At 60.8% G+C, this 24,776-nt stretch carries 26 protein-coding genes; 14 read left to right on the forward strand and 12 right to left on the reverse strand.

Annotation, left to right across the window (positions count from 1 at the left end; genetic code table 11):
• Positions 1 to 26 precede the first annotated feature (26 nt).
• The 7 genes from HX814_RS27580 to HX814_RS27610 all read left to right on the forward strand — a co-directional run bounded on the left by HX814_RS27580 (position 27) and on the right by HX814_RS27610 (position 7,406).
• Positions 27 to 986 (forward strand): AraC family transcriptional regulator, encoded by a 960-nt coding sequence (locus HX814_RS27580; protein WP_008433834.1) that lies wholly within the window; start codon positions 27 to 29, stop codon positions 984 to 986.
• Positions 987 to 1,071: 85 nt separating this feature from the next.
• Positions 1,072 to 2,448: a Rieske 2Fe-2S domain-containing protein gene (locus HX814_RS27585; protein WP_003210841.1), complete on the forward strand. Its 1,377-nt coding sequence runs from the start codon at positions 1,072 to 1,074 to the stop codon at positions 2,446 to 2,448.
• Complete coding sequence (gene benB, locus HX814_RS27590) at positions 2,445 to 2,933, forward strand: benzoate 1,2-dioxygenase small subunit (RefSeq protein ID WP_008433833.1); 489 nt, start codon at positions 2,445 to 2,447, stop codon at positions 2,931 to 2,933. The genes HX814_RS27585 and benB overlap by 4 nt, the downstream gene beginning before the upstream one ends.
• Before the next feature lie 10 nt (positions 2,934 to 2,943).
• Positions 2,944 to 3,966, forward strand: a complete 1,023-nt coding sequence (gene benC, locus HX814_RS27595; RefSeq protein WP_177009961.1) for a benzoate 1,2-dioxygenase electron transfer component BenC — start codon at positions 2,944 to 2,946, stop codon at positions 3,964 to 3,966.
• Positions 3,967 to 3,976: 10 nt separating this feature from the next.
• On the forward strand, positions 3,977 to 4,738 hold the full coding sequence (locus HX814_RS27600) for a 1,6-dihydroxycyclohexa-2,4-diene-1-carboxylate dehydrogenase (protein ID WP_008433831.1): 762 nt from the start codon (positions 3,977 to 3,979) through the stop codon (positions 4,736 to 4,738).
• 55 nt (positions 4,739 to 4,793) lie between these two features.
• Positions 4,794 to 6,128, forward strand: coding sequence for an MFS transporter (locus HX814_RS27605; protein WP_177009962.1), 1,335 nt, complete (start codon positions 4,794 to 4,796; stop codon positions 6,126 to 6,128).
• Positions 6,129 to 6,158: 30 nt separating this feature from the next.
• Positions 6,159 to 7,406, forward strand: a complete 1,248-nt coding sequence (locus HX814_RS27610) for an OprD family porin (RefSeq protein ID WP_102604629.1) — start codon at positions 6,159 to 6,161, stop codon at positions 7,404 to 7,406.
• On the opposite strand, the gene HX814_RS27615 is transcribed toward HX814_RS27610, so the two are convergent.
• On the reverse strand, positions 7,403 to 7,621 hold the full coding sequence (locus HX814_RS27615; protein ID WP_102369131.1) for a DUF2790 domain-containing protein: 219 nt from the start codon (positions 7,619 to 7,621) through the stop codon (positions 7,403 to 7,405). The genes HX814_RS27610 and HX814_RS27615 overlap by 4 nt on opposite strands.
• Positions 7,622 to 7,731: 110 nt before the next feature.
• On the opposite strand from HX814_RS27615, the gene HX814_RS27620 reads away from it, so the two are divergent.
• Positions 7,732 to 8,649, forward strand: a complete 918-nt coding sequence (locus HX814_RS27620) for a LysR family transcriptional regulator (protein ID WP_087694537.1) — start codon at positions 7,732 to 7,734, stop codon at positions 8,647 to 8,649.
• A 2-nt stretch (positions 8,650 to 8,651) separates the two neighbouring features.
• On the opposite strand, the gene HX814_RS27625 is transcribed toward HX814_RS27620, so the two are convergent.
• Positions 8,652 to 9,446, reverse strand: a complete 795-nt coding sequence (locus tag HX814_RS27625; RefSeq protein ID WP_003217152.1) for a helix-turn-helix domain-containing protein — start codon at positions 9,444 to 9,446, stop codon at positions 8,652 to 8,654.
• Between the two features lie 127 nt (positions 9,447 to 9,573).
• Here HX814_RS27625 and HX814_RS31815 point away from each other — a divergent pair, with 127 nt between their 5' ends.
• From HX814_RS31815 to HX814_RS27645, 4 genes are read left to right on the forward strand one after another with little or no spacing between them, the layout of a single operon-like run.
• Positions 9,574 to 9,762 carry a DUF1656 domain-containing protein gene (locus HX814_RS31815; protein ID WP_032899212.1) on the forward strand — a complete coding sequence of 63 codons (189 nt, stop codon included), beginning with the start codon at positions 9,574 to 9,576 and terminating at the stop codon, positions 9,760 to 9,762.
• A 10-nt stretch (positions 9,763 to 9,772) separates the two neighbouring features.
• Complete coding sequence (locus HX814_RS27635; protein WP_177009963.1) at positions 9,773 to 10,681, forward strand: HlyD family secretion protein; 909 nt, start codon at positions 9,773 to 9,775, stop codon at positions 10,679 to 10,681.
• Positions 10,681 to 12,549: an FUSC family protein gene (locus HX814_RS27640; protein WP_177009964.1), complete on the forward strand. Its 1,869-nt coding sequence runs from the start codon at positions 10,681 to 10,683 to the stop codon at positions 12,547 to 12,549. The genes HX814_RS27635 and HX814_RS27640 overlap by 1 nt, the downstream gene beginning before the upstream one ends.
• 20 nt (positions 12,550 to 12,569) lie before the next feature.
• On the forward strand, positions 12,570 to 12,755 hold the full coding sequence (locus HX814_RS27645) for a hypothetical protein (protein WP_003217145.1): 186 nt from the start codon (positions 12,570 to 12,572) through the stop codon (positions 12,753 to 12,755).
• A 415-nt stretch (positions 12,756 to 13,170) separates the two neighbouring features.
• Here HX814_RS27645 and HX814_RS27650 read toward each other — a convergent pair whose 3' ends face one another.
• From HX814_RS27650 to HX814_RS27695, 10 genes are all read right to left on the reverse strand, one after another.
• On the reverse strand, positions 13,171 to 14,625 hold the full coding sequence (locus HX814_RS27650; protein WP_177009965.1) for an autotransporter domain-containing protein: 1,455 nt from the start codon (positions 14,623 to 14,625) through the stop codon (positions 13,171 to 13,173).
• Entirely contained in the window at positions 14,622 to 15,008 is a 387-nt protein-coding gene (locus HX814_RS27655; protein ID WP_177009966.1) for a hypothetical protein, read from the reverse strand. Before HX814_RS27655 ends, HX814_RS27650 begins: the two co-directional genes overlap by 4 nt.
• Positions 15,009 to 15,159: 151 nt before the next feature.
• The gene (locus tag HX814_RS27660; protein WP_177009967.1) at positions 15,160 to 15,768 is read right to left on the reverse strand and encodes a TetR/AcrR family transcriptional regulator; all 609 of its coding nucleotides are present in this window, start codon (positions 15,766 to 15,768) and stop codon (positions 15,160 to 15,162) included.
• 69 nt (positions 15,769 to 15,837) lie between these two features.
• Positions 15,838 to 17,502, reverse strand: coding sequence for a cation/acetate symporter ActP (gene actP / locus HX814_RS27665; RefSeq protein WP_106803955.1), 1,665 nt, complete (start codon positions 17,500 to 17,502; stop codon positions 15,838 to 15,840).
• Entirely contained in the window at positions 17,499 to 17,810 is a 312-nt protein-coding gene (locus HX814_RS27670; RefSeq protein WP_177009968.1) for a DUF485 domain-containing protein, read from the reverse strand. The genes actP and HX814_RS27670 overlap by 4 nt, the downstream gene beginning before the upstream one ends.
• Before the next feature lie 264 nt (positions 17,811 to 18,074).
• Positions 18,075 to 18,884: an AraC family transcriptional regulator gene (locus HX814_RS27675; RefSeq protein WP_177009969.1), complete on the reverse strand. Its 810-nt coding sequence runs from the start codon at positions 18,882 to 18,884 to the stop codon at positions 18,075 to 18,077.
• 127 nt (positions 18,885 to 19,011) lie between these two features.
• Positions 19,012 to 20,196 carry an acetyl-CoA C-acyltransferase family protein gene (locus HX814_RS27680; RefSeq protein WP_177009970.1) on the reverse strand — a complete coding sequence of 395 codons (1,185 nt, stop codon included), beginning with the start codon at positions 20,194 to 20,196 and terminating at the stop codon, positions 19,012 to 19,014.
• 40 nt (positions 20,197 to 20,236) lie between these two features.
• Positions 20,237 to 21,388, reverse strand: a complete 1,152-nt coding sequence (locus tag HX814_RS27685) for an acyl-CoA dehydrogenase family protein (RefSeq protein WP_177009971.1) — start codon at positions 21,386 to 21,388, stop codon at positions 20,237 to 20,239.
• Positions 21,370 to 22,485 (reverse strand): enoyl-CoA hydratase/isomerase family protein, encoded by a 1,116-nt coding sequence (locus HX814_RS27690; RefSeq protein WP_106803951.1) that lies wholly within the window; start codon positions 22,483 to 22,485, stop codon positions 21,370 to 21,372. Before HX814_RS27690 ends, HX814_RS27685 begins: the two co-directional genes overlap by 19 nt.
• A gap of 17 nt (positions 22,486 to 22,502) precedes the next feature.
• On the reverse strand, positions 22,503 to 23,276 hold the full coding sequence (locus HX814_RS27695; protein WP_106803950.1) for an enoyl-CoA hydratase: 774 nt from the start codon (positions 23,274 to 23,276) through the stop codon (positions 22,503 to 22,505).
• A 204-nt stretch (positions 23,277 to 23,480) separates the two neighbouring features.
• Here HX814_RS27695 and HX814_RS27700 point away from each other — a divergent pair, with 204 nt between their 5' ends.
• On the forward strand, positions 23,481 to 24,539 hold the full coding sequence (locus HX814_RS27700) for an AraC family transcriptional regulator (protein WP_371318539.1): 1,059 nt from the start codon (positions 23,481 to 23,483) through the stop codon (positions 24,537 to 24,539).
• A 37-nt stretch (positions 24,540 to 24,576) separates the two neighbouring features.
• The gene (locus HX814_RS27705) at positions 24,577 to 24,768 is read left to right on the forward strand and encodes a hypothetical protein (RefSeq protein WP_106803948.1); all 192 of its coding nucleotides are present in this window, start codon (positions 24,577 to 24,579) and stop codon (positions 24,766 to 24,768) included.
• Positions 24,769 to 24,776 lie beyond the last annotated feature (8 nt).

Raw genomic sequence — 24,776 nt, forward strand, 5'->3', positions numbered from 1 at the left:
GGCCCATAACAATAAAAGGCGCAACCATGACCGTGCTATTGAGTGAGCGCAGCCAGATTTTCGACCGTGCAGATGCCTATGCCGTGTCCGACTACGTCAACCAGCATGTCGGCAGCCACTGCATCCGCCTACCGCCCAAGGGCCGCCCGCAGGCGAGCATCAGCCACCGGACCTTTTCCAGCCTGGACCTGTGCCGCATCAGCTACGGCGCGCCGGTGCGGGTGACCTCGGTGGCGCTGGAAACCATCTATCACCTGCAGATCCTGCTGCACGGCCACTGCCGCTCGAGCTCCCGTGGCGAAGAACAGGTGTTGGGCCCCGGCGAAGTGCTGCTGATCAACCCGGATGACCCGGTAGACCTGACCTATTCCGCCGACTGCGAAAAATTCATCGTCAAGGTGCCCGTGCGCCTGCTGGAAAACGCCTGCCTTGAGCAGCACTGGACGTTGCCGCAGCCGGGCATCCGTTTTGCGGCGCCGCGCCACGCACTTGCCGAAATGGGTGGGTTCCTGCAATTGCTGGGGCTGATCTGCCATGAGGCCGAAAACGCCGCCGAACCCGAAGTGCAGGGCCTGTACGAGCGCATTGTGGCGAACAAGCTGTTGGCGCTGCTGGCCAGCAACGTCCTGCGGGTGATTCCGCGACCGGATCAGGGTGGGGGCTTTGAAGCCGTGCGTCAGTTCATCGAGGAGCACCTGGCCGACGACATCAGCGTCGAACAACTGATGGCCATCGCCAGGGTCAGCGAGCGTTCGTTGTATACCTTGTTTGAACGCCAGGTCGGCCTGTCACCCCGTGACTACATGCGCCAGCGCAAGCTGGAGCGGGTGCACGCCATGCTGCAACTGGCCACGGCGCGCAGCGTGACGGAGGTGGCGCTGGATCATGGGTTTGTGCATTTGGGGCGGTTCTCCGAGGCCTATCGCAAACGCTTTGGCGAGCTGCCCTCGCAAACGTGGAAGCGCCGGCTCGCGCCAGGCGGATAACGAATTGCAGTCAGCGGATATTGAGGGGTAGGGCAAGCACATAAGGTGGGGGGGCCTGATACAAGAACAACCGAGGGCCTACCCCATGATCAGCACATTCGACCGACTCGCCCGACAATTGCGCGACTCCGTCCAGGAAGATCCCGCCACTGGGGTGTTCCGCTGCCGCCGCGACATCTTCACCGACCCCGACCTGTTTGCCCTGGAAATGAAGCACATTTTCGAAGGCGGTTGGGTCTACCTGGCACACGAAAGCCAGGTGCCGGAGATCAACGACTACTTCACCACCTGGATCGGCCGCCAGCCCGTGGTCATCACCCGTGACAAACACGGCACGCTGCACGGCCTGGTCAACGCCTGCGCCCACCGTGGCGCGATGCTCTGCCGCCGTAAACAAGGCAACAAAGGCTCGTTTACCTGCCCGTTCCACGGCTGGACCTTCAGCAACGCCGGCAAGCTGCTCAAAGTGAAGGACGCCAAGACCGGCGCCTACCCCGACAGCTTCGACTGTGACGGCTCCCACGACTTGAAACGCCTTGGTCGCTTCGAAAACTATCGCGGCTTCCTGTTCGGCAGCCTCAGCGAGACGGTGCCGGAGCTGAGCGACTACCTGGGTGAGACCCGGGTGATCATCGACCAGATGGTCGACCAGGCCCCGCTGGGGCTGGAGGTGCTGCGGGGCAGTTCGTCATATGTGTATGACGGCAACTGGAAGCTGCAGATCGAAAACGGCGCCGACGGTTATCACGTCAGCTCCGTGCACTGGAACTACTCGGCGACCATGGGCCGGCGCAATTACGAAGCCGAAGGCACGCGCACCGTGGATGCCAATGGCTGGTCGAAAAGCCTGGGCGGCGTGTACGCCTACGAGCATGGCCATATCCTGCTGTGGACGCGCCTGCTCAACCCCGAAGTGCGTCCGGTGCATGCCCATCGCGAGGCGCTGGCCGAGCGCCTGGGCCAGGAACGCGCCGATTTTATCGTCGACCAAACCCGCAACCTGTGCCTCTACCCGAATGTGTACCTGATGGACCAGTTCTCCACGCAGATCCGCGTGGTACGGCCAATCGCGGTCGACAAGACCGAAGTCACGATCTATTGCATGGCACCCAAGGGCGAAAGTGCCGAGGAACGCACCACGCGCATCCGCCAGTACGAAGATTTCTTCAACGTCAGCGGCATGGGTACACCGGACGATCTGGAAGAATTCCGCGCCTGCCAGACCGGCTACCAGGGCGCGACCACCTTGTGGAATGACCTCAGTCGCGGCGCCAAACAGTGGGTCGAAGGCCCTGACGAAAACGCCCGGGCCATGGGCATGAATCCGCAGCTCAGTGGCGTCAAGACCGAGGACGAAGGCCTGTTCGTGCGCCAGCACGCCCACTGGGCCCAGAGCCTGCAACGCGCTATCGAACGGGAGCAGCAAGGCTTGATCGCGACGGACAAGGAGGTGCTGGCATGAGTGCTTCCCGTGACCGCCTGCTGGACTTTCTGTACCGCGAAGCCCGCCTGCTGGATGACCGCCAGTGGGATGAGTGGCTCGAATGCTATTCACCCAAGGTCGAGTACTGGATGCCGGCCTGGGACGACCACGACACGCTGACCGAAGACCCCCAGAGCGAAATCTCGCTGATCTATTACCCCAGCCGCGACGGCCTGGAAGACCGGGTGTTCCGGATCAAGACCGAGCGCTCCAGCGCCAGCACCCCGGAGCCGCGCACCGCGCACCTGATCACCAACCTCGAAGTGCTGGCCGACGACGGGCAGCACGTGGAGTTGCGTTTCAACTGGCAAACCCTCAGCCATCGCTACAAGACCACGGATACGTACTTCGGTACCTCGTTCTATCGCCTCGACATCCGCGCCGAACAGCCGCTGATCACGCGCAAGAAGGTGGTGCTGAAAAACGACTACATCCATCAGGTCATCGATATCTACCACATCTGAGGACACGCCCATGACGTACTCCATTGCCCTGAACTTCGAGGACGGGGTAACCCGTTTCATCGACTGCAAGGTGGGTGAAAAGGTCCTCGACGCGGCCTTTCGCCAACGTATCAACCTGCCCATGGACTGCTCCGACGGTGTGTGCGGCACCTGCAAATGCCGCTGTGAAACCGGCGTTTATGACTTGGGCGACGACTACATCGAAGACGCCCTGAGCGAGGATGAAGCCGGCGAACGCCAGGTGCTCACCTGCCAGATGGTGCCGCAGTCGGACTGCGTGATTGCCGTGCCGGTGCCTTCCGGTGCCTGCAAGACCGGCACCGCGCAATTTGCCGCGACGGTGGCGAGTATTACCCGGCATGCCGATGCAGCATTGGAAGTCAGCTTCGAACTGGATCAGGCGCCGGTGTTCCTGCCGGGGCAATACGTGAATATCGGCGTGCCCGACAGTGGGCAGACCCGCGCGTATTCCTTCAGCAGTCGCCCCGGCGACAAACGCGCGAGCTTCCTGATCAAGCATGTGCCCGGCGGGTTGATGAGTGGCTGGCTGGAGCGTGCCCAGCCGGGCGACGCGGTGCCGATGACCGGGCCGCTGGGCAGTTTCTACCTGCGCGAAGTGGCGCGGCCACTGCTGTTGCTGGCAGGTGGTACGGGGCTGGCGCCGTTCCTGTCGATGCTTGAAGTGTTGGCCGAGCGCGAGGAAACCCGGCCGGTCAGGCTGGTCTACGGCGTGACGCGGGACCAGGACCTGGTGATGGTCGAGGCGCTGGAGGCGTTCGCCCAACGCCTGCCCAACTTCGGTTTTGTCACCTGCGTGGCCGACCCCCAGACCGCTCACCCCCGGCAGGGGTATGTCACCCAGCACATGGCCGCTGACGTGCTGAACGATGGCGACGTGGATGTGTACCTGTGCGGGCCGCCACCGATGGTCGACGCGGTACGCCAGCACTTCAAGAACCAGGGCGTCACCCCCGCCAGCTTCCACTACGAGAAGTTCACCCCCAACGCCATCGTCACCGGCGACGCCGCCTGAGGAATCCCCCATGACTCCACGTTTCAACACCCAGGTTGCGCTGGTGACCGGCGCCGCCCAGGGCATCGGTCGGCGGGTTGCCGAGCGTTTGCTGGAAGAGGGCGCCTGGCTGGTGGCCGTCGATCGCTCGGAACTCGTGCATGAATTGCAGCATGAGCGGGCGCTGATCCTCACCGCCGACCTGGAGCAGCATGCCGAATGTGCCCGTGTGATGGCCGCTGCCAAGGCGCGGTTCGGGCGTATCGACATCCTGGTCAACAACGTCGGCGGGACTATCTGGGCCAAGCCCTTCGAGCACTACGCCGAGAACGAAATCGAAGCCGAGGTGCGCCGCTCGCTGTTCCCGACCCTGTGGTGCTGCCATTGCGTGTTGCCCTACATGCTGGAGCAGGGCAGCGGTGCCATCGTCAATGTCTCGTCCGTAGCCACGCGCGGAGTGAACCGTGTGCCGTATGGCGCGGCCAAGGGCGGCGTCAACGCCTTGACCGCGTGCCTGGCCCTGGAGACCGCCGGCAGCGGCATTCGGGTCAACGCCACCGCACCCGGTGGCACCGAGGCGCCACCGCGGCGGATCCCGCGCAACAGCCAGCCCCAGAGCGACCAGGAGCGCGTCTGGTACCAGCAGATCGTCGACCAGACCCTCGACAGCAGCCCGATGAAGCGCTACGGCAGCATCGACGAACAAGCCGGCGCGATTCTGTTTCTGGCCTCTGATGAGGCCTCCTACATCACGGGCGTTACCTTGCCGGTAGGAGGCGGCGACCTCGGCTGACCCAGCGCCGTACCTGCAGACACTGACTCACAACAACAATAATGAGAGCACTGCCATGCGTACCCATGACGTCAATTCGATTATCGATAATGCCCGTTTCAATCGTTTCCACTGGCTGGTGGTCAGCCTGTGTGCTGTGCTGTTGATCTTTGACGGTTATGACTTGTTCATCTACGGCGTGGTCTTGCCGTCGATCATGAAGGAATGGGGACTATCGCCCCTGCAGGCCGGCGCTCTGGGCAGTTATGCGCTGTTCGGGATGATGTTCGGCGCGCTGGTCTTCGGCAGCCTGGCCGACAAGTTCGGTCGCCGCAAAGGCATCGCCATCTGTTTTGCCTTGTTCAGCGTCGCCACGGTGATTAACGGTTTTGCCAGCAACCCGACTGAGTTCGGAATCTGCCGGTTTATTGCCGGGCTCGGCTGTGGCGGCCTGATGCCCAATGCGGCCGCACTGATTACCGAATACGCACCGAAGAAAATGCGCAGCATCCTGATGGCGGTGATGTTTGGCGGGTACTCGCTGGGCGGCATGCTGTCGGCCGGCGTGGGGATTTTCATGCTGCCGCGTTTTGGCTGGTCGTCCATGTTCTTCGCCGCGGCGATCCCGCTGCTACTGATGCCGTTGATTGTGTACTGGCTGCCTGAGTCCATCGGGTTCCTGATTCGCCAGGGCCGCAAGGAACAGGCGCGTGAGCTGCTCAAGCGCCTGTCGCCGCAGACCCGGATCGACCCGCAAGACCAACTGCTCGTCAGCGCCGGTAAAGGCAAGGGCGCTTCGGTGCTGGAGTTGTTCCGCCACGGCCTGGCCTTGAGGACGGCGGCGATCTGGGTCGCGTTTTTCTGCTGCCTGTTGATGGTCTACGCCCTGAGTTCCTGGCTGCCCAAACTGATGGCGGGTGCCGGTTACAGCCTGGGATCGAGCCTGTCGTTCCTGCTGGCGCTGAATTTTGGCGGCATCGCCGGGGCGCTTGTCGGTGGCTGGCTGTGTGACCGGCTTAACCTGGTGAAGGTGGTGATCGGTTTCTTTATCGCCGCGCTGCTCTCCATCAGCCTGCTGGGTATCAAGAGCCCGATGCCGGTCCTGTACCTGCTGATCTTTTTTGCCGGCGCCACCACCATCGGCACGCAAATCCTGCTGTACGCCGGCGCCGCACAACTCTATGGCTTGAACATTCGAGCCACCGGCCTGGGCTGGGCTTCCGGTATCGGTCGTACCGGCGCCATCGTCGGCCCGCTGCTGGGCGGCGCGCTGATGGGGATTGAACTGCCGCTGCACCTGAACTTCATGGCCTTTGCCATCCCCGGGGCCATCGCCGTGCTGGCGATGACGGCGTATGCGCTGAATGAACGTCGGGGCCGGCAGGAGGTGATCGCCGCCCCGGCGCAGTAACTGTCGATAACAATAACTAAGAGCAACGACATGAACACACAACGTATCTGGCTATCCCTGTTGGGCGTGCCCCTTGCGGCGACGGCGGCCGAGGGCGGGTTTTTCGAGGACTCCACCGCCACCTTGCAGGCGCGCAACTATTACTTCAGCCGCGATTTCTCGGACATCGTCGGCGCCAACAAGCAATCAAAGGCAGAGGAGTGGGGCCAGGGTTTTATCCTGACCTATAAATCCGGCTACACCCCGGGGCCCGTGGGCTTTGGCCTGGATGCCCTGGGCACCCTCGGCCTCAAGCTCGACAGCAGCCCGGACCGCACCAATACCGGCCTGCTCCCGGTCAAGGGCGACGGCAGCGCCCCGCATGATTACAGCCGTTTGGGCCTGACCTTCAAGGCCAGGTTTTCCAGGACCGAATTGAAGGTCGGCGAACTGCAACCGAACCTGCCGGTGCTGGCCTTCAGCGATATCCGCTTGCTGCCGCCGAGCTATCAGGGCGTGAGTGTCAGCTCCGGCGAAATCGCCGGCCTTGCGCTGCAGGCCGGGCACTTGACCACCACCCGCCTGCGCAACGAAGCCGGCGACGAGAAAATGATCGCCATGCTCGGCCATGTGCCGCAACGCGGCGCTGAAAGTGATGGGTTCAACTACGTCGGCGGCGACTACGCCTTCAACACCAACCGCACCAGCGTCAGCTACTGGCATGGCCAACTCAAGGACATCTACCGCCAGGACTTTGTCGGCCTCAAGCACAGCCAGCCAATGGGTGAGTGGACGCTCGGCGCCAACCTCGGCTACTACGATGCCCGGGAAGACGGCGACAAACTGCTCGGCAAGATCGACAACCAGGCGTTTTTCTCGCTGCTGTCGGCCAAGCATGGCGGCCATATCTTCTACGTCGGTTATCAAGCCATGTATGGCGACAGTGCCTTCCCGCGGGTCTTCGCCAACATCACGCCGCTGGGCAACGAAGTACCCACCTACGAGTTTGCCTACACCGACGAGCGCTCCTGGCAAGTGCGGTACGACTATGACTTCGTGGCGCTGGGCATTCCGGGGCTGACCACCACCGTGCGTTATATCACCGGTAACAACGTGACCACCGGCGCGGGTTATGAAGGCAAGGATCGCGAGCGCGACCTGGATATCGGCTATGTGGTGCAAAGCGGCACATTGAGCGGCCTGGGCATTCGGGTGCGCAATGTCATGGCCCGTTCAAACTACCGCAGCGACATCGACGAGAACCGGCTGATCCTCAGTTACACCTGGAAGCTGCTTTAAACCCCGCCCTGGCACGTGCCCATGACCTGGTAGTTGACAGTGTGGCTGGCGCCCTGGCTGTCGAGATACACCATGGTCGCCGGTTCTACCTGGCAACTGCCCGGCACGGGCGTGATTGAAACAACGTGTTGGATATCCAGCGCTTCATTGCTGCCGGCCGCCATGGCGCCGGCGGCGGTGAAAAACAGGAGCAGGCTGAGCCATTTGATATTCATGATGAGTTCCTCTGTGAGTAGGGTTCATTTTAGTGATTGCCGCAGCGGGATAAAGACAGGAACAGGTGAATGACTCGTACGTATCACGTAGCAATCGAGGGGCAATGTTGATGGATTTGCTCAATGGCATGCAGGTGTTTGCCCGGGTTGTCGACACAGGCAGCTTTGCTGCGGCGGCCGAGGCGCTGGACCTGTCCGGGGCACACGTATCACGGTTGATCTGCGAGCTGGAAAAACACCTGCAGACCCGCCTGTTGCAACGCACCACCCGGCGCCTGGGCCTTACCGATTCGGGCGAGCGCTTTCTGTTGCGCTGTCGCGACATTCTTGAAGACGTCAGGGAAGCCACGGCAGAAGCCAGCGGCGCGCACCTTAACCCGCGCGGGCGATTGCGGGTGCATTGCATGAGCGGGTTGGGGGTGCTGATCACGCCGCTGATTGCCCGCTACAGCGAGCAATACCCGGACGTGTCCATCGAGTTGACCCTGTCCCAGCACAACCCGGACCCGCTTGAAGAGGGTCACGACGTGGTGATCTCCATCGCCCATTCGTTGCCGGATTCGGCGCTGGTCAGTCAGACGATCGGGCAGTTGTTCAGTGTGCCCTGTGCGGCACCGGGGTATCTGGCCCGGTACGGCGTGCCCGAGCATCCGCAGCAGTTGATGCAGCATCGACGGTTGCATCTGCAGGATTTCCAGGAGGATGCGTGGTTGTTCAAGGGGCAAGAGGGCGAGATTGCGATTTCGCCGGGTGACACCTTCAGGACCAATGTCGCGGATGCGATGGTCAAGGCGACTCAGGAAGGAATGGGCATCAGCTTGTTGCCGTTCTTCAGCGCCAACCCGGCGCTGCGCGAGGGCTCGTTGGTGCGGCTGTTGCCCGGATATCGGCTACGGGAGCGGAGCATTTTCGCGGTGTATCCATCAAGGCGCTTTCTGGATGCCAAGGTGCGGACGTGGGTCGGGTTTTTGCAGGCGCGATTGCCGGGGTTGTTGGCGGAGCAGTTGGCAGTGATTGAGGCACCTTGAGGCTAGCGCGTTGCCGTACGGCGAATGTAGCGCGCCGGCGACGAGCCCAGTGTCTTGCGAAACATGCTGATGAACGAACTGACCGACTCGTACCCCAGCGCCTCGGCGGTTCGTTGCACCGACTCGCCCTCGGCCAGGCTCTGCAAGGCCACGATGATTTGCCATTGTTTGCGCCATTGGCCAAAAGTCAGGCCCGTTTCGCTCTTGACCAGGCGGGCCAGGGAGCGCTCGCTCATGGCCACCTGGCGTGCCCACTGGGCCATGGTGCAACGGTTTGACGGGTCCTGGGCCAGGCCGCGGGCGATGAAGCGCAACTGCGTAGCAGCGGGGAGCGGCAGGTACAACTGCTCCGAAGGAGCCAGTTCCAGTTGTTCAAGGAGCACGCTCGCCACGCGCGAATTGGCAGAGGCAGGCGGATAATCCTGGGGCTGGGCACTCAGGTGCAGGATCAACGCCAGGACCAGCGGCGAAAGCACCAGCGTGCAGCATTTCTCCGGTAGCGCGGCGGCGCCGGGCTCGACAAACAGATAGCCGATCCTGCCGTTGGCGGTCACCCGGTTGCTGTGGGCGATACCGCCCGGAATCCACACGCCGAAGCCCGACGGCACCATCCACACGCCATCCTCTACGGTACACACGATACCGCCGTGATACGCCACCACCAGTTGGCCTTTGCGGTGGCTGTGCACGGGGAATTCGGTGTCGTTGCGCTGGCTGCCGAGCATCAACGCGACGGCGGGCTGATCAAAACTGTCCAGTTCGAATTGATCAACGCCCTGGAGCTTCATCTCGCCCATGTTGCACCGCCTCGATTGTCTGAAATTGATTATATCCTGGCAGCATACTCAATATCGGCACGACCTTGCAGTCCCTACCATCTTCATCAAGGCGATCAAGGTGATTGCCGACTGCGAGATTCAACCGATGCTCAGCGAAATCACGATTGCCCACCTCTACATTCCTCCGTTCTTGCTCTACGTCGGCGTTGCAGCCCTGGTGTACGGGCTACTGGAGCGGGCCCTGCGGCGCTGGCTGGATTGGGCCTGGCACCCCAGCCTGGCGCGTTTCTTTGTGTCGCTGATCGTGCTCTCGACCTTGGTTCTGAGCTTTTGAGGGCAGCGCGATGATCATCAAACACATCCTCAAGACCCTCGTCACCCTGGTGCTCGGGCTGGCCGCATTGCTGTTCTGCACGCAACTGTGGCGTGCCTATGAGTTGGCCCCCTGGACGCGGGACGGGCGTGTCAGCGCGCAAGTTATCCGTATTGCCCCCGAGGTGTCCGGCCAGGTCGAACACCTGCTGGTGGGTGACAACCAGTGGGTCGCCAAGGGCGCGTTGCTGTACCAGATCGATCGCAGCAGCTACTTGCTTGCCCAGCAACAGCGCACGGCCGAGCTTGCCGAGGCGCGCAGTGTTTTCGAGCAGCGCAGTGCACAGCTCAAACGCCGCAACCAGCTCGGCGATGCGATTGCGCGGGAGGAAGCCGACAACGCAGCCCGGGACCTGGCGGTGGCCAGGGCGCGCCTGGATGCGGCCCGCAGCCAACTGGCCCATGCGCGGCTGGATCTGGACCGCACGACGATTCGTTCGCCGGTCGACGGCTATGTGACCCAGTTGCGGCTGCAGCCGGGTGACTACGCGGCAGCGGGCGAGACCAATATCTTTGTGGTCGATAGCCATAGCTTCTGGGTCACCGGTTACTTCGAGGAGACCAAGCTGGCCGGTGTTCGGGTGGGGGCTGCGACGTCCATCAAGCTGATGGGTTTTTCACCGCTGCTCGAAGGGCATGTGGCGAGCATTGGTCGGGGCATTGCCGACGGTAACGAGCTGCGCAGTAACAGTGGTTTGCCCCAGGTGGCGCCTACGTTCAGCTGGATACGCCTGGCCCAGCGCGTGCCCGTGCGGATTGAACTGGACAAGGTGCCGCCCGGTGTGGAGCTGGCGGCGGGGATGACCGCCAGCATCGAGGTTGCCGAGGAGGGCACGGCGCCGCGCTGGAGGCTGGTGCAATGGCTTCAGGCGTTCATGTGATGCTCCGTGCACTGCGCATGCTGGGGGCATGGGAAGCTGCTACCTCGGGCTATGTGCTGCGTAGTCTTTTGGCGGCCTCATTGGCCCTGTGGCTGGGGTTCCAATTACACCTGGATTCGCCGTTCTCGGCCGCCTCAACCGTGTTGTTGCTGATCCATCCGCTGCAGGGGGCAGTGGTTGGCAAGGGCTTCCACCGGGCACTGGGCACCCTCGTGGGGTTGGCTGTGGCATTGGTCCTGACCAGCCTGTTCGCCCAGCAAATGCTGCTGTTTATCCTCGGGATCGGGGTATGGCTGGGCCTTTGTGTCGGCGCCATGACCGTGTTTCGGCACTACCAGGCCACGGCGGCGGTGGTCGCCGGCTACACCGTTTGCCTGGCCCTGGGGCCCGCCATCGTCGCGCCACAGCAAGGTTTCGAACATATCGTCGGGCGGGGCACGGCCGTTGTTCTGGGGGTGTTGAGCCTGAGCCTGGTGGCCACATTATTCAGCCGCAAGACCGTCGAGCGCACACTGACCATGGCACTTCGCGACGTCTCGTCGCGCACCCTGCGGTTATTGGCCGTGCGGTTTGACGGCGGGCCGGCGCGTGCGCAGGACCCGCTGGCCATCGATATCAGCAAAGTGGACGACCTTCTCGGGATTGGTCGGGGCGAGTCGGTGCTGATCCGCGCCAGGCTGGCGACCCTGCAGGCAGGACTTGCGTATCTGCATGCCGTGGTGCTCGACGAATGTGCGATACCTTCGCACGCTGGAATCGGCGCACAGTTGCGCCAGCTGGCTGAAGCCATGCCCGGGTTTTGCGTGGCGGCCGATCGTGTCCGGGAGCTGCAAGCCAGCCTTGAACCAGCCGCGAGCCAGCGGCGTCTGAATGAACCATTGGCCGAACTGGCCAGCGCCTTGTCGAGTTTTGCCTGCCTTGAGCGCGCGCCCCTGCCGCCGGCCCGCGCCGTGGGGTTTCACCGACACTACGGCGCTGCACTGCGTAACGGTGTGCGAGCGTTGCTGGCCACGCTGGCGACCGGTGCTGTCTGGTACCTCACCGGCTGGGACCAGGGGCCAACCTTGCTGGCCGTACTGGGTCCGTTCTGCACCTTGTTGGCCACCAGCGCGGCGCCCGAGCAAGGCATTGCGAGCCTTGCCAGGGGAACCTTCTACGCAATCCTGGCAGCGGCGGGGTGTAAGTTCCTGCTGTTGCCGCACATCAGCGGGTTCGGGTTGCTCACGGTGGTGCTGGCTGCGTTCTGGGCGGTCGGGATTCATGCCACGACCCGGCCGCGCCATGCCCTGCAAGGCGTCGCCTACCTGATTACGTTCAACACCCTGGTCGGCACCGCCGGGACCGCCCAATACGACTTCGCTGACTTCGTGAATCAAGCCCTGGCCTGGATGGTGACGCTCGCTATCTGCCTGCTGGCCTTCCAGTTGCTGCCGGGGAAACCCGCCAGCCACGCCGACGTCCTGAGGACCGCGCTGCACAAAGACACGCGCCAGTTACTGCGTCGCTGGCACCGCATGGATCTTCTGAAGTGGCAGGCCACGCAACAGCACCGGATGGTTGCCCTGCAAGCGCTGTCGGGCGCCGATGAGGCCGGTGCCGTCTCGCTTCAACTGGGTCGACAGTTAAGGTTGCTGCACCGCAAGACACGCGACCTGGAGCCTGATTCGTCAATCGCCAGGTGTGTGCAAGCGGGCGATCGGCGTATTGCCAGATATGCCTTCGATTCAGCGATCAGCGCGGCCCAGGCCCGGCGTACGTCGAGATCACTGATCCGCCTTGGTGCCCGCGACCTGGCTGCTTGTTACCGGGATTTGGCGCGGTTGCTCGACCAATACCAGCGTGCCGATATCCGAACCAGTTTCAGCTAAAACAACGAAGGTGAGATGAAATGAAGCAACTCCTTATCTGGACGCTTTTCGGGATGATCGTGTCTGTGCCAATGGCGGTGCAGGCATCGGACGGGGCTGAGGCGCTGGCACGCTGGCAACAGCAATTCAAACAAGAGCAAAAAAAGCTCGCCGAGCACCGGGCGCCTGGCCGTGATTCAAGGCCCAAGGCCGATCGCCAGCGATGAGCCGGTTCCCGGGGAATTGCAATCTGTTCAGAGCGAAGTGACGAGTTCGGTGTGATGCCCGGCGGTGCTGTTGCTTTATAGGCTGTCCGGGTCGCCAAAAAACATTTTGATTGGGCTCTAGGACAGTATTTTCAGACATGAAATCTTAAAATATGCCCCCAATCTTGCCCCCAGTAGCATAAGGTAAAGAGCGATCGCGAGCGGCGTTTTCTGATAGAGACCAAGATGGATTAAGGTGTCTTTCAGTGTAACTTCTCATTGGATATGGTGGGGGAGTGCAGGGCTCATCAAGAACAAGCAAATCCGCTCTCGGTCGAGAGCAGCAACTCCGATAGGCTATGCTCGACACAATATTGATCGCCGCTAATGTAGGGCTAATGCACAGCGATCGCCAGTCTCACGGTCCATTACCGCGTTAGAGATCGTAGCTAAAGCTAGCCATTATCGAGCGATCATCCTGCCGGTTGCCAAAGGTACTCATCGCATTCAAGTTCATGCCCCATCCTGAGGGAAGATGAATATCGACTTGCGCGCTCAGGCGCCCGAATGGTCTTTCGTCCGTCCCGTTGACGGGGGTTTTGATGTTGAAATTGGGCGCGTTGCGTTGAAAGCTTTCAAGCGTTCGATCACTGTCGGTCAGGACTTGCTCTGTGGTCAGGCGCAGCAGTGACTCTACGGATGCCCCGTGGCTATTGATGCGCTTTCCTATCTGCCCACCCAGGCTGGCATTCAGTTGTTCGTATTGCTGGCCGCGCGCACCCATTTGTAGTAATGAATCGCCTTGCTCGGAGTAGCCACTGATTCTGCTACGCCAGTAATCCAGGCCGATCACCGGGGCCAACTCAACCGACTCAAAGTGAAACCACCGGCCTGCACGTACTGCGGCACTCAGCACATTGGCATTGGGTGAGGCAGCCAGGTTGTCGAACACGCCGGCCCGTGAGATATCGAACTGGCCGGCGCCATAGGCCAACCCCATGTTGATAAATGTCCGTTGTGCGGCAAAGCTCGCCATGACCGCGGCCTGGCCCATCTGCAATGCGGTGTTGCTGCCACCTTTGCTTGCTTGCCTCGATTCAATATCTGAGTAGTTAAGAGCCGCGCCGAGCGTCCATTCACTTGAGAGTCGGTAGTCGACTCCGATACTGATGGCGTTGTTCTTGAAGGTGTCTTTTCCAGGGGCGAGCCCAGGCCCGGGCATCTGCGAATGGTCGGCCCCATTAGCGACGCCACCGTTGATAAAAACTGTCCAGGGTGAAGCCTGATTACGCGCCTCAATATCGATACCCCGCAGGTCATATCGACTGATCAGCGGCTGAAGAAAGTGGTTGCCTGCTGAACCGACCATGGTCGATTGCACGCTGAGGGTGTTTCGAGCATTGATGATATTGGCGATATAACTCGCAATCAGCCTTTCAAAGCGATCGGTGTAATGAATGCTGTCCTTCATTAAATAGGTGTTCTGTTGCGCAAGGGACAGTGTGTCGCATTGGTTGGCCTCGCAATTATCCAGGCTGGTGATATGAGTGAAACCATATTTCGCGGGGTCACTTACCGTGTTTTTTAGTAAATTCAGTACATCGAAATAGTAGATGTTAACGTTGGAAATATTAAGCGCCAGCAATTGCTGGTTGAAGGTCTTGGCACTAATTGAAAGCGCTTCAAGGGCCGGGTCTGCCGCGAGCGAAGGGTCTGTCAATAACGAGACGTCATCAGAACCGATCAGCACAAAGTTATGTGCGCCCAGTGCCTGAAGTGTTCGGATGCCGGTTTCTATATTGCTGACGTAGGTATCCAATGCGGCGAGGGACGCATCATCGAAAATATCGTTGGTGCCAATCCAGATGCCAATCAGGTCATTTTTGCTCAAGGATTTTTTCCACTGACCACGTCACTGCTGAACTTTTCTATTTGGGTCAGAAAACCGGTGGGCGCCCCCACCAAGGCGTCGTCAAAACCGGTATATCCGCTCTTTGCGCCGCCGATTGCATAACCGTTGGTATCGCTGAAGGCCAGCCCGGACAGGCCGGGTAGGACCTCGGCCCATGTGCTGCCATTGGTGAATTTCCCATCCGCGCCCGGGTAGCGACCAGGCGCGTTGCCGATGGCTGCGCCAAGTTCACGCACAGAAATGCCGTTGTCGGTGAGGCTGTCGCCAAAGGAATAGAAAGAATTGCCCTGGGCGGAGTAAGACGATAGCGACAATACGCCGGCGATCAGGATACTGCGGACTCGCGTGTCTGTGATGTTCACTGTCTCTACCTGTTTTTATTGTTTTGGCAGCGTTTCCGACACTGCGGAAAAGTGTGTTGGTTATGCAGTCACATGTTTATGTCAGCGAGGATTATGCGCAGGGCAAGGCGTGATACAAATGTCAGAACTCAAAAAATCACTTATGTGTTTTCTAAACTAAACGACTGAGAGTTGTACGTTTATGTGTTAGCAACTTGTTTATTGCTGTGGTGAGGAAATCTTGCAGGAATTCATGCTGTTGGTGCTGATCCAGCGCTAAACCCGTCAGCCAGGCGGGCGCGCACTGCAGCAAGTTGGCGATCATTTTGGCAATCGGTACTGCATGAGGATCAACGATCTGGGCAGGTGCGCCCAAGGTCATATGAAGACCGCCTTCGTAGTCTTCACGCAGCCTGTACAAGCGCTGCTGTTGTTCTTCGGTCAAGCACCCAATGTCCCGCTCCGCCAGGCGCAAGTGCCACGGCATTTCTGCATGCAGGCGCAGGTGTACCTGGATCAACAGGTTGAGTTTTTCCGGCTTTTTTACCGCTGCGCGCCTCACGCTGGCGACGCCGGCAAGCAACTCCTCATACAGCTCTTCAATCAGGTCGAACAACAGCTCCTGCTTACTGGGGTAATGGTGATAAAGCGCACCCGGTGACAGGCCCAGGGAGGAGGCAAGTTCACGCATGCCGACCTGACTGAAACCTTTGCTGGCCAGCAGTTCCAGCACCTGAGGACGGTACTGGGTGAAATGCGAGCGTCGTTCAGAAACAGGCATCGTCGGGCCTCCCGATAACGCAAAAAAAAGGAGCGTGACGCGATGGCGCCACGCTCCCGGAAAGAGTTTTCAGTGTTGTGCGGCTTTCTCCGCCCCCCAGCCGGTTTCGGCGCGCACGCTTTGCTGCTCGTAGGCATCCCGCTCGGTAGTTGTGCTCGGACTGCGATCCAGGCAGGAAACGCCCCACGCGACGGCGAAGGCCAACGGCATCGAGAACAGGGCGGGGTAGTCGTACGGGAACAAGGCCTCGGGGTGATGCAGTACCTTGACCCATACCCCCGGCGACAGCAGCACCAGCGCAAGGGAACTGACCAAACCGCTCAGCCCGCCCCACAGTGCGCCACGGCTGGTCAGGCCTTTCCAGTACATGGCCAGCAGCAGAATGGGAAAGTTTGACGAGGCCGCAATACCAAAGGCCAGCGCCACCAGGAACGCCACGTTCTGCCCCTTGAACAGAATCCCCAACGCAACTGCCAGCACACCCAGGATCACGGTGGCCCAACGGCTGACGCGCATTTCCTTGCCACTGTCGGCTTTGCCCTTGCACAACACGTTGGCGTAGAGGTCATGGGAGATGGCGGACGCGCCGGCAAGCGCCAGGCCCGACACCACGGCCAGGATCGTCGCGAAGGCGACGGCGGCGAGGAAGCCGAACATCAAATCACCGCCCAAGGCTTGCGCCAGATGCATGATTGCCATGTTTACGCCGCCCACCAGTGGCCCGCCGATCACGCCTTGGTCGAAGTAGCTGGGGTCGGTGCCGACGATGCTGATGGCAGCGGTGCCGAGGATGCACACCAGGATAAAAAACAGACCGATCAAGCCATAGGCTACCAACACCGATTTGCGCGCCGCCTTGGCGTCCGGAACGGTGAAAAAACGCATCATGATATGCGGCAAACCGGCGATGCCGAACACCAGCCCCAGGGACAGGGAAATCATCGACACCGGGTCCGTGGCGATCTTCAACGGCCCGAGAATCAGCTGTCCGCTCTGATGTGTCGCGACGGCGCTGTCAATCATGCGCTCCATGCTGAAACCAAAGTGCTGGAATGCCAGCCCGGTCAGCAGGATGCCGCCACTGAGCAACAGCACGGCCTTGATGATCTGCACCCAGGTGGTCGCCACCATGCCGCCGAAAGTGACGTACACCACCATCAGCACACCGACGCAGACCACTGCAACTTCATAGTCGAGGCCGAATAGCAAGTTGATCAATTGCCCGGCGCCGACCATCTGCACAATCAGGTAGAAACATACGATGACGAACGAGCTGAACGCCGAAAACAAGCGAGTGGTCACCGGGTCGAGGCGATAGGCGATGATGTCGGCCAGGGTGTAGCGCCCTAGGTTGCGCAGACGCTCGGCCATCAGAAACATAATCAAGGGCCAGCCAAGAATCGCGCTGACCGAGTAAATCATGCCGTCGAAACCGGTTGAAAACACCATGCTCGAAACACCCAGCAGCACGGCGGCGGACATGTAGTCGCCGGCAATCGCAAAACCGTTTTGTACCCCGCTGATGCCGCCGCCGGCAGTATAGAAATCCGCCGCTGAGCGTGTGCGGCCAGCCGCCCAGTAGGTGATGCCGATGGTGGTCACGACGAACGCCAGGAAAATCGCAATGGCAGTCATGTTGGGCTGGCGCGCAACGGCTTGGCTGGTTTGAGCCAGGACCGCAAAGCTGCACAGGCAAAGCACCGCCGTGGCGAATAACAGGCGAGAGGCCTTCATGGTTGCACCTCCAACAGCAGCGCCTGGTTCAGCTTGTCGAACACGTGGTTGGCGCGAAACACATACAGCCCGGTCAAGAGCCAGGAGCCGACAATCAGGATGAGTGCCGACCAGATCCCCACCGTGATGCCACCGCCCACAGGCACATGCAACAGGACATGGGGGAACCAGGACACCGCCGCGACAAACAGCGAATAAAGCGCTAACACAATGGCACTGAGGGTGAAGGTCAGGCGAGTGCGACGCCGGACCAGTTCGCGATAACGCGGGCTGCTGCGCAACGCCTGATAGGCAGGGTGCAATGACATGTTGAGCTCCTTGATACCTTGATTGTTATTGGCTGGAGTTTTTTGTTATGGGGTTGCCGTGCTTGCGCACCGCGGGTGCTGCACTACGCCCCGCCGCGTTTCCATAACGCGTGGAGTGCGTGCCGGAATCAGCCTTGCAGGTGTGATGAGGACGTCATGTCCGGTGTAGGTGGCGTTAGCTTATCCAGTGCCTCACAGGCATTTAAATAACCCGATGCGCCGATTAACTTGCATAACCCGCCAGTTCATTGCGGCGTCTGGGCCTCAGGTTCTTCGCGGGCTGCACCAGCGCGTGGGGGAAAGGCCGAAGGCCTTCTTGAAGTGCCGGGTCATATGACTCTGGTCGAAGAAGCCGGCTTCGATCGACGCATCCGACAAGCCTTGCCCGGCTTGGACGAGAGCCTTTACGCGATCGAGGCGACGCAGCGTCAGATAGCGATGGGGGCTGGTGCCGAAAAACTCGCGGAAGTCACTCGACAGGCTCCAGCGGTCGCGCCCGGCGCAATGAGCGAGGTCATCGAGGGTGATTGCCTGGTCGAGGTTGTCGTCGATGTATTCGCGCGCGATGGCAGCAGCCGCAAAGTGATGGGACGTACTGACAAGGTCACTGCTGGCGACGCTGGCGAGGGTGATGACAAATGTGTAGAGCGCGTCATCCTCGGCCATGGAGTCCAGGTCGGCATCCAGTGTGTTGAGCAGTGCGTCGGCGGCCACCGCCAGTTGCTGATTCTGAGTGATACCGGCGCCGAAAAAGGGCAGGGCGCTGCCCTTGATGATGTCTTGAACCAGCGAGGGCGGCACATACACGCCGCGATAGTGGAAACCAGCGTCGGAGCCGGCGCAACCATCATGGGATTCATCCGGGTGAATGATCATGGTTTCGCCGGGCAGGCACAGTTTGGATTCACCTCGATAGTGAAAGCGGTGTACGCCCGACAGGGTCCGCCCGATTGCGTAGGTATCGTGTCGGTGCGGATCAAACGCGTGCGAACCGAAGTAGGCTTCAAAACGCTCTACTTTTGAGGTCGGCGCTGCGTGTCTCACCCAGTCTTGTTTCGGTTGGTCGTTTTGCATGTTGGCGCACCGAGGCGATACCGCTGTTGTCTGGCAGAGCATAAGCAGATGCAACGCCGTTTGGCTTGGACGTTTGTGGGTTTAACCTGGCCTGACGGTTTTCGCGGGGCAAAAGCCGACCGGCGGGTTACATCCGCTCGAGAACGGCGGCAATCCCTTGCCCACCGCCGATGCACATGGTGACCAGGGCATAGCGTCCGCCACTGCGTTGCAACTCGTGGATCGCCTTGATCGCAATCACTGCACCGGTCGCCCCCACCGGGTGCCCGAGGGAGATGCCCGAACCATTGACATTGACCTTGTCCGGGTCAAACTCCAGTTGCTGTGCCACGGCACAGGCCTGGGCCGCAAAGGCTTCATTCGACTCAATCACATCGATGTCCTGGATGCTCAAGCCGGCGCGCTTGAGGGCCAGGCGGGTCGCCGGAACAGGGCCGATGCCCATGTAGTCCGGATCGACACCGGCATGGGCATACGCGACCAGGCGCGCGAGGGGCTGCAGGTTGTGTTGCTGGATCGCGCTGGCGTTTGCCAGCACCACAGCAGCCGCGCCGTCGTTGAGGCTTGAGGCATTGCCGGCGGTGACCGTTCCGCCTTTCTGGAACGCCGCATGCATTCGGCCCAGTTGTGCGAGGTCGAGATTGGCGCGCACGTTTTCATCGGTATCGAACAGCACCGTCTGGCGCTTGACTTGCACCTCAACCGGGACGATCTGCTCCTTGAATCGGCCTTCGCTTACCGCGCGAGCAGCGCGTTCCTGGCTCTGCAGGGCCAGACAGTCCTGCATGTCACGGGTAATGCCATAGCGCTCGGCAATATTTTCGGCGGTCACGCCCATGTGCGTGCGCTTCCACGGGTCATGCAGGATGCCATTCATGTAATCCACGGCCTGGCTATCACCCAGACGGCTGCCCCAGCGCAGGCCGGGCAGCAAGTAGGGGCCACGGCTCATGGACTCCGCGCCACCGGCTACGGCCACTGAATAATCCCCCAGCAGAATGCCCTGCGCTGCACTCAGGATGGCTTGCAGCCCGGAGCCACACAGGCGATTGACGTTAAAGGCCGGGGTTTCCTGGGGTATCCCGGCACCCATCGCCGCGACTCTGGAGAGGTAAGCATCCCGGGGCTCGGTGGGCACCACATTGCCCATGACAACGTGGCCGATAGGCTCGCCACCGATCCCGGCATGGATCAAGGCGCCTTTGACGGCGACGGTGGCCAGGTCAACAAGTGGCACATCTTTCAGGCTGGCGCCAAAACTGCCGATGGCGGTACGCGCCGTGCCAACGAAAAACACATCTTTGTGGGCCATGGAAGGCTCCCGTTTTGAGAAGTAAAGGTTCGAGGGGTAGTCAGATCGAGTAGTTCGCCAGCTCGCGGGCAATCAGCAACCGCTGGATTTCGCTGGAACCTTCGTAGATCTGAGTAATACGGGCATCGCGGTAATAGCGCTCCACCGGGTAATCCTCCAAGTAGCCATAACCGCCATGAATCTGGAGGGCTTTGGAGCACACGCGCTCTGCCATCTCCGAGGCAAACAGCTTGGCCTGGGAGGCTTCGGACAGGCAGGGAAGGCCCGCGCTTTTCAGGCGTGCAGCGTGCTGGATCAACAAGCGTGCGGCATTGAGTTGTGTGTGCATGTCGGCCAGCAAGTTGGCAATGCTCTGGTGCTCGTTGATCGGCTTGCCAAACTGCACGCGGTCGCGGGCATACACCAGTGCCGCCTCAAACGCCGCGCGGGCGATGCCCAGCGCTTGGGCGGCGATGCCGATGCGCCCGCCTTCCAGGTTGGACAGAGCAATCGACAAGCCCTTGCCCCGTGCGCCGAGCAGGTTGGCTTCGGGTATACGGCAATCGTTCAGGGTGACGGCGCAGGTATCGGAGGCGCGAATGCCCATCTTTTTCTCACTGCGCTCAACGCTGAAACCTGGGGTGTCAGTGGGTACCAGAAACGCCGACAGGCCTTTCTTGCCCAGCGCAGGGTCCGTGACCGCAAACACAATCGCCAGCTTGGCCCGCTTGCCGTTACTGACAAACTGCTTCGCGCCATTGAGCACCCAGTGCCCCTCATGCAGTTCTGCGCGGGTCCGCAGGTTATGCGCCTCTGAGCCGGCCTGGGGTTCGGTCAGGCAAAAGCAGCCGATGGTTTTGCCGCTGGCCAGATCCACCAGCCACTGATTCTTTTGGACCTGGCTGCCGTAGTTCAGGACCGGGCCGCAGCCCACCGAGTTGTGGATGCTCATCAGTGCCCCCACTGCACCATCGCCTGCGGATATTTCTTCCACGGCCAGGGCATAGGCCACGTAGTCGATGTAGGTGCCGCCCCATTCCTCGGGCACGACCATCCCGAGCAGACCCAATTCGCCCATTTGGGCTACCAGGTCATCTGTGATCCAGCCGGCTTTCTCCATGGCTTCGGCCTGGGGGGCAATCTCGCCACGAGCGAAATCGCGGGCCATGTCGCGGATCATGCGTTGTTCGTCGCTCAGTTCGAGATCGTGCATGCCAGTGCTCCTGGGTAGCGGCGAGCAGCGCCGGGGGCGAAGTCGCAGAAAAAATCCTGCACCTGTGCAGGCTCAAGCTGGGCCAGGGTCGCCGGACGCCAGACAGGGGTTTTGTCCTTATCGATGAGCAGTGCGCGAACGCCTTCCATCAGGTCTCCCGCCGCGAACCACCGAAGGTTGAGTTGCAGCTCCTGGGCAAAACAATCGCTTAGAGACAGTTCGCGGCCACGGCGCAGCAGCTCAAGGGTGATGGCCATCGCCATAGGCGACCGGCTATTCAGGACATCGACCGTTTCTTCGGCCCAGTCCTGAAACTCCGGCGTCGTTTCTGCCTGGAGTGCTGCGTGAATCGACTGCACGTCTGGGTGCGAGAAGTGCTGATCAATGGCGGGCTGCATTGCCTTAAGCTCCGACCCAGGGAATTTATTGACACCCAGTGTGGCGATCAGCGACCGCAACGCTTGTCCGGGTTGCTGGGGCCAACTCATGTTGTTCAGACAGTGATCCAACTCCGCGATCTGCGTGCTGCTGATGCACCAGTCTGCGAGCCCGGCATACAGGGCGTCGGCAGCGCGCACCTGAACACCCGTTACGCCGAGGTAGTCGCCCAAAGCGCCCGGCAGGCGCGACAAGAAATAACTGCCGCCGACATCGGGGAAAAAACCGATCGCAACTTCAGGCATGCCCATTCGGGTGCGCTCGGTGATCACGCGCAGGCTCGCGCCTTGGACCAGTCCCATGCCACCCCCTAGTACCAGGCCGTCGATCAGCGCCAGCACTGGCTTTGGATAGGTATGAATGTACTCATCCAGCGCGTATTCCTCGGCGAAGAACACCTGGTGCACGCCATCAGCTACTTGTTGGCTTTCGTACAACATGCGGATATCGCCGCCGGCGCAAAAGGCCTTCTCGCCAGCCGCGCGCAAGACCACTGCCACCACGTCCGGATCCTGCTCCCACGCGTGCAAGTGTTGCTGGAGCAGGCGCACCATGGTGAGTGTCAGCGCATTGAGGCTCTGCGGGCGGTTTAGGGTCAGGTGGCCTATGCGATTACGTACGGTTGCCAGAATCGAGGGTTCAATTTCTGTGCTGCTCATGCTGAGTCCTCGGCCTATCAGCAGTGTTTGAACTGCGGCGCACGTTTTTCGACGAAGGCGGCCATGCCTTCCTTCTGATCTGCAGTGGCAAACAACGAATGGAACACCCGGCGCTCGAAACGCACGCCTTCACTGAGGCTTGACTCGAAGGCGCGGTTGATACTTTCCTTGACCAACATGGTGGCTGGCAGGGAGTTTTCGGCGATGGCGCTGGCGACCTTGAGGGTTTCCTCCAGCAGCGTTTCAGTCGGAAAAACGCGCGCGACCACGCCGGCGCGTTCGGCTTCTTCTGCGCCCATATGGCGCCCCGACAGGCACATTTCCATGGCCTTGGCTTTGCCAATCGCACGGGTCAGGCGCTGTGTACCACCCACGCCCGGCAACACCCCCAGGGTGATCTCCGGCAAGCCGAAGCGTACATTGTCGGCCGCGTAGATGAAGTCACACATCAAGGCTAGTTCGCAGCCACCGCCCAGGGCATAGCCGGCCACTGCGGCGATCAATGGCTTGCGGCGACTGGCAATGCGGTCAGCGGCCGAGAAGAAATCATCGAGAAACACCTGGGGGTAGGTGAACTCGGCCATTTCCTTTATATCGGCACCGGCGGCAAAGGCCTTGGGGGAGCCGGTGATGACCATGCAGCCGATTTTCGGGTCTTTTTCCAACTGATCCAGGGCCAGATTCAGCTCGGTGATTACTTGGGTGTTAATGGCATTGAGTGATTTAGGGCGGTTCAGCGTGATCAGGCCCACACGCTCATGGACTTCCAGCAGCAGGGTTTCAAAAGGCATGGTTCAGACTCCGTAGGTTTGCATTAACGGCCAGACCGTGGCGGCTTACTTAAGGTGGCCATTCGAGTAAGGTTGCGTTGGATATGGACTTTGGCCTAGCTTAGCCAGCGTACCCGGTGCCTTGAAATAACCCGACCCGCCGAATAGTTTGCATATCGCGCCATGTCAGCCGTCAGCAGAGGAGTGCAGCAGGTGGACCATTCCGTGGATAACACCTTACCCATGACCTTCGTTCAAGGCCTGCTGCAAGGGGCTCTGAACATCTGCAGCGAGGCCGATATCCGGGCTTTCATCGGCGCCGCAGGCATAGCCGGGCACTTGCTGGAGGCGCCGGGCGCGCGGGTCACCTACGACCAGTTTGTGCGCTTGTACCAGCAGGTTGCGTTGGGCACCGATGATGAAGTGATGGGGCAGTTTTCCAGGCGCATGCGCAGCGGCACGCTCAAGTATTTGTGTTCGAGCCTGCTTGATGCTCGTTCGCTGGGCAACGCGATGTACCGCTTCACACGGTTCTGGAACCTGTTGCTGGACGACTATCGTTTTAGCTACAGCGAGCACGAAGGCCAACTTGTTATCTCGCTGGAGGCACGTAACCCAGGCGCCAACGCCCAGCGCTGGGGTCACGAACTGATGATGAAACTTGTGCACGGCGTAGCGTCGTGGTTGGCCGGCCAGGAGATCCCGCTGCACAGCGTGGCGTTTCCTTTCGCGACGCCGGTGTATGCGTCGGAATACATGCATATGTTCCCTGGCCCCATCCGTTTCGAGCAGCCGTGCACGGCGTTATCGTTCGACGCCGCGTGGGGTGCACTGCAGTTTCGTCGCAGCAAGGCCGAGTTGCTGCCGTTCCTGCGCGAAGCCCCGCGATACTGGCTGTTCACCACGCTCAAGGAGCGCCTGGTGGCGCAACAGGTGCGGCAATACCTGCTGGCCCATCTCAAGCAGGCTGACACCATCCAGGGCGCGGCGACCGCGCTGCTGCTGTCCACCCGTACGTTGACGCGCCGGCTCAAGGAGGAGGGCACCAGTTACCAGATGGTCAAGGACGCACTACGCCGAGACATCGCCGTGCAGCAGTTGATCCACACAGACCTGTCCATCACGCAGATTGCCCTGGGCTTGGGGTTTGATTCCACGGCGGTGTTTCACCGTGCTTTTCGCGGCTGGACCGGCAGTACACCTGGCGCGTATCGACGCCCAGGTGCGGACCTACAAACGTACAATCCAATTGCGGCGCCAGCCGATAAAGTCAGCTCCACATGACGGCTGATCCAGGCTGTCATCGCTACGGAGCAAGGTTATGACCCCCTTTCTGAGTTTGATCATTCGCCCTCATCGCAAACGCAGCGACAGTGTCTACCTGCTGCTGGCGCTCCTGATGGGGGGCTTCTTCGGTGGCGTCATGGGGCTCAAGATTTCACTCGCGGCAGGGCTGGCGATTGGTGCGTTCTCCACGCTGGTGCTCTACACGATGTGGCGTTCGCCGGGCTAGCCAGCCCT

The organism is Pseudomonas sp. C8002, assembly GCF_013385765.1.
Taxonomy (GTDB): Bacteria; Pseudomonadota; Gammaproteobacteria; order Pseudomonadales; family Pseudomonadaceae; genus Aquipseudomonas.